At 63.4% G+C, this 1,169-nt stretch carries 1 protein-coding gene; it reads right to left on the bottom strand.

The genetic code is table 11. The features are described from left to right. On the bottom strand, positions 1-849 hold an 849-nt coding region (locus tag RM2_RS23195), incomplete at its 3' end, for a condensation domain-containing protein (RefSeq protein WP_245814115.1). Between the last annotated feature and the right edge of the window lie 320 nt (positions 850-1,169).

Genomic DNA, 1,169 nt, shown 5'->3' with positions numbered 1-1,169 from the left:
TGCCGCCGTGGCGGCCACGGCGGCCGTGGCGAACGACGCACCCGGTTGCATGCCCAGCAGGCGCTGCACTGCGGCGTCGGTGGCAGGGGGCAGTGGTGTGCTGATCACCCGAGAGGGCAAGCTCGGGGACGCGGCACGCCCGGCGAGGCTGATCGGGTGCGGGAAGTCGCGGCTGCGCTCGGACCAGTGTTGCCGGTCCTTCTCGAACCTACTGGACGTGCGGTAGCGAGCCTCGTCCTCCACGATTTCACGGAGTGAGCTGGCCTGGAACCTCGCGGGATCGCGCGCCTCCACCCCAGCCGTGTACAACTCGGCGACCCGGTTCATGAACGTCATCGCTCCGAAGCCGTCGAGCGCGATGTGATGGATTCGCGAATACCAGAGGTAGTGGTTGTCGGCCAGGCGCAGCATCGCCGAGCGGATCAGCCGATCGCCCAGCAGGTCGATCGGGGTGCTGTACTCGGCCCTCATCCACGCGCGCGCGGCCGCCTGGGGATCGTCTTCGGAGCGGAAGTCACGATGAATCCACTCGGAGCCGAACGACTCGTCGATCACCTGGAACGGCTCACCGTCCCGCTCGACGATCCGCAGTATTCCGGTGCCGAGCTCCCTCAATGCGATCGACCCGATCTCTTCCAGCAGGTCGACGTCGAGGTCGAGATCGGTGAACTCGACGTACTGCGCAATCGTGATCGGCATGTCATCGAGGAGATGCTGAGCGAACCAGATACCGCGCTGAGCAGCGGAAAGGGGGAACAGGCCGGATGGTGCCGGGAAGTTGGCGGCCGACTGTGCAAGTCCTGCGGTAGTGATATCGAGACCGTCCAACGATGACACTGGTTGTTCCACCCAACTTCCATGCGCAATCCCAGGAACCTGGATGAAACATCCCCCGAACCCATGACCACTCGATTGATTCGTAGCGAGAACATACCCTGCCGAGCACCCACCGCCGACGAAAGACCGGCCACTGGGTCCCGTTGCGACTCGGAATGACCCCATCGACCTTATGCGAGTTGTCACCGAATAACCTGTGTCCGAGCGCTACGGTCGTCGGAGCCGCATATCCTTCAGCTCGCCGACAACCCCATGCAGCTGACAATCTTGTTGTACCTCATGCGCAACGCAGCAATTCGGTGTGGGACGCCCGGACCGGTTGTACACGTCTT

This window comes from Rhodococcus marinonascens NBRC 14363 (assembly GCF_001894885.1).
Lineage (GTDB): Bacteria > Actinomycetota > Actinomycetes > Mycobacteriales > Mycobacteriaceae > Rhodococcus_F > Rhodococcus_F marinonascens.
Note: the sequence above shows the minus strand (reverse complement) of the source record. Positions and strands in the feature narration are given on the sequence as shown.